Annotated in this window: 11 protein-coding genes; all 11 read right to left on the bottom strand. The window is 67.7% G+C overall.

What is annotated here, in order from left to right; all coding sequences use genetic code 11:
• The coding region (locus RWO33_RS17285; protein WP_314106412.1) for a DoxX family protein at positions 1–538 on the bottom strand (538 nt) is incomplete at its 3' end.
• 77 nt (positions 539–615) lie between these two features.
• Entirely contained in the window at positions 616–1,371 is a 756-nt protein-coding gene (locus tag RWO33_RS17280; protein ID WP_314106410.1) for a putative DNA-binding domain-containing protein, read from the bottom strand.
• Complete coding sequence (locus tag RWO33_RS17275; protein WP_314106409.1) at positions 1,368–2,249, bottom strand: DUF692 domain-containing protein; 882 nt, start codon at positions 2,247–2,249, stop codon at positions 1,368–1,370. Before RWO33_RS17275 ends, RWO33_RS17280 begins: the two co-directional genes overlap by 4 nt.
• Positions 2,236–2,580 carry a hypothetical protein gene (locus RWO33_RS17270; RefSeq protein WP_314106407.1) on the bottom strand — a complete coding sequence of 115 codons (345 nt, stop codon included), beginning with the start codon at positions 2,578–2,580 and terminating at the stop codon, positions 2,236–2,238. Before RWO33_RS17270 ends, RWO33_RS17275 begins: the two co-directional genes overlap by 14 nt.
• Positions 2,581–2,658: 78 nt before the next feature.
• Positions 2,659–3,168, bottom strand: coding sequence for a sigma-70 family RNA polymerase sigma factor (locus RWO33_RS17265; protein WP_145478105.1), 510 nt, complete (start codon positions 3,166–3,168; stop codon positions 2,659–2,661).
• A gap of 223 nt (positions 3,169–3,391) precedes the next feature.
• Positions 3,392–3,733, bottom strand: a complete 342-nt coding sequence (locus RWO33_RS17260) for an RcnB family protein (RefSeq protein ID WP_145478104.1) — start codon at positions 3,731–3,733, stop codon at positions 3,392–3,394.
• A 130-nt stretch (positions 3,734–3,863) separates the two neighbouring features.
• On the bottom strand, positions 3,864–4,568 hold the full coding sequence (gene phoU / locus RWO33_RS17255) for a phosphate signaling complex protein PhoU (protein ID WP_145478103.1): 705 nt from the start codon (positions 4,566–4,568) through the stop codon (positions 3,864–3,866).
• Positions 4,569–4,664: 96 nt separating this feature from the next.
• Positions 4,665–5,495 carry a phosphate ABC transporter ATP-binding protein PstB gene (gene pstB / locus RWO33_RS17250; RefSeq protein WP_314106413.1) on the bottom strand — a complete coding sequence of 277 codons (831 nt, stop codon included), beginning with the start codon at positions 5,493–5,495 and terminating at the stop codon, positions 4,665–4,667.
• A gap of 19 nt (positions 5,496–5,514) precedes the next feature.
• Positions 5,515–6,390, bottom strand: a complete 876-nt coding sequence (pstA, locus tag RWO33_RS17245) for a phosphate ABC transporter permease PstA (protein ID WP_145478102.1) — start codon at positions 6,388–6,390, stop codon at positions 5,515–5,517.
• Complete coding sequence (pstC, locus tag RWO33_RS17240) at positions 6,390–7,358, bottom strand: phosphate ABC transporter permease subunit PstC (RefSeq protein ID WP_145478101.1); 969 nt, start codon at positions 7,356–7,358, stop codon at positions 6,390–6,392. Before pstC ends, pstA begins: the two co-directional genes overlap by 1 nt.
• 68 nt (positions 7,359–7,426) lie before the next feature.
• Positions 7,427–8,518 carry a phosphate ABC transporter substrate-binding protein PstS gene (gene pstS, locus RWO33_RS17235; RefSeq protein WP_314106402.1) on the bottom strand — a complete coding sequence of 364 codons (1,092 nt, stop codon included), beginning with the start codon at positions 8,516–8,518 and terminating at the stop codon, positions 7,427–7,429.
• Between the last annotated feature and the right edge of the window lie 225 nt (positions 8,519–8,743).

The raw sequence follows: 8,743 nt of genomic DNA, 5'->3' as shown, positions 1-8,743 counted from the left end.
GTGCGAACCCGCCCCAGGCCAGCGCATCGGAATGCGCGCGCGCGGCGGGATGGCGCCGGGCCAGCCACGCATCCACGCTCAGGCGGCCGCCACCCTGCAGCAGCAGGGGCAGCAGCATCGCAACGAACAGCAGCGGCAGTTTGTAGTTGCCCTGGCCGCGGTCGCTGATCGCGTAGCCCTCGGCCAGCGCGGCCAGCGTGTCCCACTGCGCCGGCCAGTGGACGGCCGCCGTGGCTACCACGGTCAGCCCGATCAGCAGCGCGGCACTGGCGCGGGTGGCCACGCCCAGCAGCAGGCAGGCCCCGCCCAGCAGTTCCAGCCAGGTCGCGGCGTGCCAGTTCAGTGCCGGCGGCAGCCAGCGCAGCGGCAACGGGAAGTCGGCCTGCACGCTGTCGAACCAGTTCACGCCGCGCCACTTCTCGCGGCCGGATTCGATGTACTCCCACGCCAGCAGCAGGCGCAGGCCAAGCGGGGCGAGCCAGCGGCCGAGACCGTCCAGGCGGTCGCGCAGGGCAGTGGCAGGGAAGGGCAGGCGCATCGGAAACTCCGGAATCAGGGACGATGCGCTAGGGAGGGCCCGCGCGCCGCCGCGGATGCGCACGCCGGCCACGCGGTTCAGCGGGCAGTGGGCAACCCTGCCGGGCCTATCACCGCCGTGGCCAGCAACTGCGCCAGCAGGGCCTGCCCGGGCGCTTCAAGCGCGGCGGGGTCCAGGCCATGCGCGTGCGCCAGCTGCTGCAGATGCACGGCACCGCTACGCGCCGGCGCCTCGCCCACCTGCACCAGCAACGCCCAGGCCAGGGCGCTGAGCTGCGAAAACACGATGCTGCCGTCGGGCATCCGACGCGCCATCAGGCAGGTGGGCTCCGGCGGAGGCTCGCTGGGCTGGTATGCGGCGCCGATCTGCTGCACCGGCCATCGATAGCGCAACGGCCAGGCCAGCGCCGAGCGCTGCAGCGGCACCTGCCACGGATCGCACGCCGTCTCCGCCGGTGGCAGCGGTCGGCCATCGCTGGCCTGCAGCGCCAGTTCCACCCATTCGTAGTGCGCCAGTTCGGCCAGGAACGGCCGTGGCAGCGCGGGCTGGTCCTGCAGCCACTGCACGAACTCGCCAGCGACCTCGGTGAACAGCGGTGATACGCAGCGGTGCTCGATGAAGTATCGCCGGCACAGGGCCTGCCATTCCGCGTCGTCCAGCACCTGCAGCAGGACCGGGAAACTACCGCCAAGCAGGGACTGCAGGTTGTTGAACAGCAGGTCGCGGTAAACCTGCAGCCGGCGCGCGTCCAGGCCGGCCGGCGCCGGCGCGGTGTCCGGGTTGCGCAGGTGGCCGGTCAACGCCCATTGCTGGTCGCGCAGCGTGGCGCTCATGCCGCCGCTCCCGGCAGCAACGGTTGGCCGGCCAGGATGCGGCGCATCTGCTGCAGCTCCCCGCGCAGCTCGGCAAACGGCGGCAGGTTGAAATCGCGTTCAAGCAGTGCCGGTCGCGGACCGAAGCGGTTCCGCGCATGCGCCAGCAGCGCCCACACCGGATCGATCACCGCGCTGCCGTGCGTATCGATCCTGAGACCGTCGGCCTCGTCGTGGTGGCCGGCCACGTGCAGGCACACGATGCGCGCGGCCGGCAGGCCATCGATGAAGGCGACCGGATCGTAACCGTGGTTGCCGGCGTTGACGTAGACGTTGTTCACGTCCAGCAGCAGGTCGCAGTCGGCCTCGTCCAGTACCGCACGGGTGAAGGCCAGTTCGCTCATCGCCGCGTGCGGGGTGAGGTAGGTCGACACATTCTCGACCGCGATGCGGCGCCCCAGCCGATCCTGCACCTGGCGGATGCGGCTGGACGCGTGCCGCACCGCTTCGTCGGTGAACGGCAGCGGCAGCAGGTCGTACAGGTGCCCGTCGTCGCTGCAGTAACTCAGGTGTTCGCTGTACAGGGCGACGTGGTGGGTGTCGAGGAAGCGCCGGACCTGGTCGACGAAGGCCAGGTCCAGCGGCGCGCTGCCGCCGAGCGACAGCGACAGTCCGTGGCAAGTCAGCGGATAGCGCGCGCTGAGCCCGCGCAGCCGTTCGCCCAGCGCGCCGCCGAGCCCGATCCAGTTCTCCGGCGCGCACTCGAGGAAGTCGACATCGCCGGGCAGCGCCTGCTCGAGGTCATCGAGCAGGCCGCGGCGCAGGCCAAGCCCCACCGCCGTCGCCGGCAGCGACGGCGGAATCGGGTTCACGCCGCTGCGCAGGTCAGTGCCCGGCACCGCACTTGCCTTCGCCGCACTTGCCCTCGGCAGGCTTCTTCGCCGCCGGCTTGGCCTTGGCCTTGTCGGCACCGCACTTGCCTTCACCGCACTTGCCTTCGGCGGCCTTCTTGTCGGTGGCGTGCGGCTTGGCTTTATCGGCGCCACATTTGCCTTCGCCACACTTGCCTTCCGCGGCCTTGGCATCGGCCTTGGGCGCGGCCTGCGCTGCCAGTGCGTAGCCTTGCGCCAGGTCGGTCATCGACAGGGCCGATGCGGTACCGGCCAGGCCGAGGCCGCCGGCGAGCGCGGCGCAGGCCAGCAGGGAAGCGTGTTTGGTGGACAGGGTCATGGAGAAGCTCCTAGTAATGCCCGAGGGGGGCAGGGTGCAGCCAGGGAAGCATGCCGGATTGCCGGCACGCGGGGAACATCAGGCCAGGTATTCGCGCGCCATGACGCGGGCGCGGTGCAGCCGGGCCTTGATGGTTTCGGGGGTGGTGGAGAGCTGAGCGGCCATTTCGGCAATGGACAGCCCTTCCAGATCGCGCAGCAGGATCACCTCGCGGTAGTGCGCGGGCAGCGATTCCAGCGCGGCGGCGCAGTCGCGGCGCAGGTCCAGGTTGTCGCGCCGTGCCGGCGGCAGGATTTCCTCACGCAGTTCCTCGTGTCGCCACTGGCAGCGCGCTCGCTTGAGCCGGTTGCATTCGCGCTTGACGATGCGGAACGCCCACGAGGTGAAGCACTCGACCAGGCGCAGGTCGCACAGCCGCCGCGATACCGTGATCAGGCTTTCCTGGACCGCATCTTCAACGTCGTTGATGACGCAGTGGTACTCGGCATAGCGGCGCAGGTGCTGGCGCGAATGCCGCAGCACGCGGTCCAGCGCGGCGCGGTCGCCGCCGTGGGCGGCGGCAAGTTCGGTCTGGCAGAGGCTCTGCATGCGGTGCGGCGATCCTGTTCAACGTGGCACAGGATAAGAGCGCGGCCAGGGCAGGAAGGATGCGCGAGTGGCCGGTTCGAGACAGGGCCGATTCAGTGCAAACGGTGCGTCCGCGACAGCTTGGGTTGTTCGCGACAGCGGGCGACGATCCCGGGGCTGCCCCGAAACGCAGACGCGCCGGGAGGTCCCGGCGCGTCGAAGGTTATTGCGTGTCGCGGATGGCTTAACGCGCGTTGAGCACCACGTCCGCGATCAGGCCGCTGGCCACCGCGATCAACACATAGCGGTCATCAACCTTGCGCCACTGCTGGCCGCGCTTGGGCGCATGCAGGCCGTGGCGCCGGTAGTCGCTCACGTAGGCGCCGCGGTGGTCCTTGGCGAGGTGGCCGCCGCGACGCGGCGGATCGTGGCGATCATGCCCACGCGACGGGCCATGGTTGCGGTCATCGCGCTGGTCATGGCGGTCGCGGTGGTCGCGGTCATCATGGCGGGGCGGGGCCGCGAAGGCCGAACCGGTGGCGGCGAGCAGGGTCAACGACAGCGTGGCGGCGATGAGACGTTTCATGGTGTGAACCCTCTGGAGCGGTGGGGTGGAACGCAGGTCCAGAGTGGGATTTTTTTGCTGAATAGGGAATTAAAAAAGGCCGATACGCGGTATCGGCCTGTAACGGCGTGTAACGCCCGCTGCCGGCCTGCTACAGCTGTTCGGTGCTGGTCTCGTCGCGCTTCTCGCGCGGCGGCAGCGCCTGCTCGCCATGCACCAGGAACCACACGTTCTCGGCGATGTTGGTGGCGTGGTCGCCGACCCGCTCCAGGTTCTTGGCCATGAACAACAGGTGGGTGCACGGGGTGATATTGCGCGGGTCTTCCATCATGTAGGTCAGCAGCTCGCGGAACAACGCGGTGTACTGCGCGTCAAGGCGGGCATCGTCGTCGCGCAGGGCGAGCGCGGCATCGGCGTCGTTGTCGCGGTAAGCCTCGATGGCGCGGCGCACCTGCTGCGCGGCCAGGCGACCCAAGGCGCGCAGGCCCTGGATCTGCGGCAGCGGCGGCACCTTGCTGAGCGCGATGGAGCGCTTGGCCACGTTGGCCGCGTAGTCGCCGATGCGCTCGATGTCGGCCGGAATGCGCAGGCCGGCCAGGATCTCGCGCAGGTCGCGCGCCATCGGCCCGCGCAGCGCCAGGCGCATGACGTCATGGCTGATCTGCTGTTCCAGGCTGTCGATCGCTTCGTCGTTGGCAATGATGCGCTGCGCGGCGCTGTCGTCGCGGCGTTCGATCACGTCCAGCGCCGCTTCCAGCTGCGCCACGGACATTTCGCCCATGCGCACGATCTCGGCCACCAGCCGCTGCTGTTCTTCGTCGTAGCTCTTGACGATGTGGTCGTTCGGAATGTTCATGATGGTTCCCGTAAAGCCGGACACTGGCCGGCTGGATGGTTGCGGTAGAGCCAGGCCCTGCCTGGCTGCAATGCCTGGCAAAACGGCGGTAACGGCTTACCCGAACCGCCCGGTGATGTAATCCTCAGTCTGCTGCTTGTTCGGCTGCGAGAAGATCACTTCGGTGCGGTCGTGTTCGATCAGGTCGCCCAGGTACATGAAGGCGGTGTAGTCGGACACGCGCGCGGCCTGCTGCATGTTGTGGGTGACGATCACGATGGTGTAATCGTGTTTGAGCTCTTCGACCAGCTGTTCGATGCGGCTGGTCGAGATCGGGTCCAGCGCCGAGGTCGGCTCGTCGAGCAGCAGCACGTCCGGGCGCAGCGCTACGGCACGGGCGATGCACAGGCGCTGCTGCTGGCCGCCGGACAGGCCCAGCGCGCTCTGGTTGAGCTTGTCCTTGACCTCGTCCCACAGCGCGCCCTGGCGCAGGGCGTGCTCGACGCGGTCGTTCATGTCCGCCTTGGACAGCTTTTCGTGGTGGCGGATGCCGTAGGCCACGTTCTCGAAGATGGTCATCGGGAACGGCACCGGCTTCTGGAACACCATGCCGACCTTGCTGCGCAGGCGGTTCATCGGGTACTTGGGCGAGAGGATGTTCTCGCCGTCCAGCAGCACTTCGCCGCGGGCTTCCAGCTTGGGGTACAGCGCGTAGATGCGGTTGAAGATGCGCAGCAGGGTCGACTTGCCGCAACCGGAGGGCCCGATCAGCGCGGTGACGCGCTTTTCCGGGATTTCCAGGTTGATGTTCTTCAGCGCGTGGAACTTGTCGTAGTAGAAGTCCAGTCCGCGGGCGGCCAGCTTGGTCGGCGCCGGGTTGCCCAGCGATTGGTGCGAGGTCGGCACCGCGATGCGCTGCATCGGCACGGCATTGGTGAGGTCGTTCATGGCGATATCCGCGGAAAGATCAGTCATGGGAGATGCGGTTGCGCAGCAGGATGCCGCGCGCGGAGAGGCTGACCAGCAGCACGAACAGGGTCAGCACCAGCGCGCCGGCCCAGGCCAGCGTCTGCCAGGATTCATACGGGCTGCCGGCGAACTGGTTCATCACCACCGGCACGCTGGCCATCGGCTGGAACACGTTGCTGTTCCAGTACTGGTTGCCGAAGGCGGTGAACAGCAGCGGGGCGGTTTCGCCGGAGATGCGGGCCAGGGCCAGCAGGATGCCAGTGATGATGCCGGCGGCGGCGCTGCGGTACAGCACCTGTACGGTCACTTTCCACTGCGGGATACCGAGCGACAGCGCTGCTTCACGCATCTGCGAGGGCACCAGACGCAGCATTTCGTCGGTGGTGCGCACCACCACCGGCAGCACGATGAAGGCCAGCGACAGCGCACCGGCAAAGGCCGAGAACTGCCCGCCGGTCTGCATCACGTACAGGGTGTAGACGAACAGGCCGAGCACGATCGACGGTGCCGAGAGCAGGATGTCGTTGACGAAGCGCACCACCGTGCCTGCCTTGCGGAAGTTGCCGTACTCGGCCAGCCAGGTGCCGGCCAGCACGCCCAGCGGGGTGCCGATGGCGATCGCCATCGCACACATCACCGCGCTGCCGAAGAAGGCATTGGCCAGGCCGCCTTCCTGCATGGGCGGCGGGGTCATCCGGGTGAACAGGTCCAGGTTGATCCCGGCCAGGCCCTTGGACGCCAGGGTGAGCAGGATCCAGCCGAGGAAGAACAGGCCGAACAGCGCGGTCAGGCACGACAGCAGCAGGGCGGTGATGTTGACGATGCGGCGGCGCAGGTAGAGTGGCTGCGGATTGGAAGCGACGGCGGTGGACATCAGTTGCCCTCCTTGCGGGACAGGCGCATCAGCATCAGGCGGGCGATTGCCAGCACCACGAAGGTCACGATGAACAGCACGAAGCCAAGCAGCAGCAGTGCCGAGCGATAGGTTTCAGTCGCTTCGCCGAAGTCGTTGGCGATCAGTGCGGCAATGGTCGTGCCCGGCTCCAGCAGCGAGGGTGACAGGCGCACGCTGTTGCCGATCACGAAGGCCACCGCCATGGTTTCACCGAGCGCACGGCCGAGGCCGAGGAAGATGCCGCCGATCACCGCCGAGCGGGTGTAGGGCAGCACGATGTCCCAGCTCACTTCCCACTTGGTCGAACCCAGCGCGTAGGCCGATTCCTTCAGGCGGGTAGGGACGGTCAGGAACACTTCGCGCATCACCGATGAGATGAACGGAATGACCATGATCGCCAGCACGAAGCCAGCGGTGAGTACGCCGATGCCAAGCGGCGGGCCCTGGAACAGCGGGCCGATGATCGGCCACTCGCCCAGGGTTTCGTTGAGGGTGGGGGTGACGTACTCGGTCATCACCGGCACCAGCACGAACAGGCCCCACATGCCGTAGATGATCGAGGGAATGCCGGCCAGCAGTTCGATGGCGGTACCGACCGGGCCACGCATCCAGCGCGGCGCCACTTCGGTGAGGAAGAAGGCAATGCCGAAGCTCACCGGCACGGCGATGATCATTGCGATCACCGCGGTGACCAGGGTGCCGTAGATCGGGGCCAGTGCACCAAACTTGTTTTCGACCGGATTCCAGTCGGAGGAATAGAAGAAGCTCAGGCCCTGCTCCTGCAGGGCATGGCGGCCGCCCCACAGCATCGAGAGCGCAGCGCAGGCCAGGGCGACCAGCACCAGGACAACGGTGGCGATCAGCACCCATCGGAACAGTTTGTCGTTGCGTGCATCACGCAGGTCGCGCGTGGAGGGTGCCGGTACAGGCTGGGCGATGGCATTCATGGGAAAGGCTGGGGCCCGAGGAGGATGTGGGGTGTGCCGGGCCCGCGTTGGACGCGGGCCCGGAGCTGTTACTTGAATTCAGCGGTCCAGTAGCCTTCGATCTGCTTCACCAGCTCGGCCGGCAGCGGCACGTAGTGCAGTTCGTTGGCCTGGGCCTGGCCGCTTTCGAAGGCCCACTTGAAGAACGCGAGGGTGTCCTTGCTGCGCTGGGCATCCTTGGGCTGCTTGTGCATCAGCATGAAATTGGTGGCGGTGATCGGCCACGCCTGGTCGCCCGGGGCGTTGGTGATGACCAGGTTGAAGTCCTTGGCGCTGGCCCAGTCGGCGCTGGCGGCCGCGGCGGCGAAGGTGTCGGCGGTCGGCAGCACCCAGTTGCCGGCGGCGTTCTGCATAGACGCGTACGGCATGCCGTTCTGCAGCGCGTAGGCCAGTTCGACGTAGCCGATCGAGCCCTTGATCTGCTTCACGTACGAGGCCACGCCTTCGTTGCCCTTGCCACCCACGCCGTCCGGCCACTGCACCGAGGTGCCTTCACCGACCTTGCTCTTCCAGTCCGGGCTGACCTTGGACAGGTAGTTGGAGAAGTTGAAGGTGGTGCCCGAGCCGTCCGAACGGTGGACCAGGGTGATCTTGCCGTCGGGCAGCTTCACGCCCGGGTTGGCGGCGACGATGGCCGGGTCGTTCCAGGTCTTGATCTTGCCCAGGAAGATGTCGGCCAGCAGCGGGCCGCTCAGGCGCAGCTTGCCGGCTTCCAGGCCGTCGATGTTGACCACCGGGACTACGCCGCCGATCGCCGACGGGAACTGGCCCAGGCCGGCCTGGGCCAGCTCTTCGCTGGACAGCGGCTTGTCGGAGGAACCGAAATCGACCGTGCCGGCCTTGATCTGGGCGATACCGCCGCCCGAGCCGATCGACTGGTAATTGACCTTGGCGCCGGTGGCGGCGTTGTAGTCGGCCGACCACTTGGACACCAGCGGGAAGATGAAGGAGGCGCCGGCGCCGGAAATTTCGGCGGTCAGCTTGTCGCCGGCGGCCGGGGCTGCGGCGGGAGCGCCTTCTGCCGGGGCGGTAGCCTGGCCTTCGGCGGCCGGCTTGCAGGCGGACAGGCCCAGCGCGATGGCCAGGGAAAGGGCGGCGAAGCCGGCCGAATGCAGTTTCATGCGTCACTCCGTAGCGGGATGGGGTGCCGGGCTCGCCGGCTGACGCTGCTATGAAATGATGTTTTTGTTACAGCTTGATGACGCTGTGACCGGAGGCACGCCGGAGGCCCGTGGGGCAAGGGCTGGCGGGGGATCTACAGCGGCTGCCGGTGAATCGAGTGCCGGGGCGGCATACCCTTTCCGGCGAATGTCCCCCGGCGTCGGCCGGAGGCCGACACCTCCTCC

Origin of the sequence: uncultured Stenotrophomonas sp. (assembly GCF_963519925.1) — a bacterium.
In the GTDB taxonomy this organism is placed as follows: domain Bacteria; phylum Pseudomonadota; class Gammaproteobacteria; order Xanthomonadales; family Xanthomonadaceae; genus Stenotrophomonas; species Stenotrophomonas maltophilia_AE.
The sequence above is the reverse complement of the archived record's forward strand: the minus strand, read 5'-3'. Positions and strand labels throughout refer to the sequence as shown.

Coding starts and splice junctions, on each gene's coding strand:
- pstC (WP_145478101.1), bottom strand. CDS start 7,358: ATGAATGCCATCGCCCAGCCTGTACCGGCACCCTCCACGCGCGACCTG.
- pstS (WP_314106402.1), bottom strand. CDS start 8,518: ATGAAACTGCATTCGGCCGGCTTCGCCGCCCTTTCCCTGGCCATCGCG.
- phoU (WP_145478103.1), bottom strand. CDS start 4,568: ATGAACATTCCGAACGACCACATCGTCAAGAGCTACGACGAAGAACAG.
- RWO33_RS17265 (WP_145478105.1), bottom strand. CDS start 3,168: ATGCAGAGCCTCTGCCAGACCGAACTTGCCGCCGCCCACGGCGGCGAC.
- pstB (WP_314106413.1), bottom strand. CDS start 5,495: ATGAACGACCTCACCAATGCCGTGCCGATGCAGCGCATCGCGGTGCCG.
- RWO33_RS17260 (WP_145478104.1), bottom strand. CDS start 3,733: ATGAAACGTCTCATCGCCGCCACGCTGTCGTTGACCCTGCTCGCCGCC.
- RWO33_RS17280 (WP_314106410.1), bottom strand. CDS start 1,371: ATGAGCGCCACGCTGCGCGACCAGCAATGGGCGTTGACCGGCCACCTG.
- pstA (WP_145478102.1), bottom strand. CDS start 6,390: ATGTCCACCGCCGTCGCTTCCAATCCGCAGCCACTCTACCTGCGCCGC.
- RWO33_RS17270 (WP_314106407.1), bottom strand. CDS start 2,580: ATGACCCTGTCCACCAAACACGCTTCCCTGCTGGCCTGCGCCGCGCTC.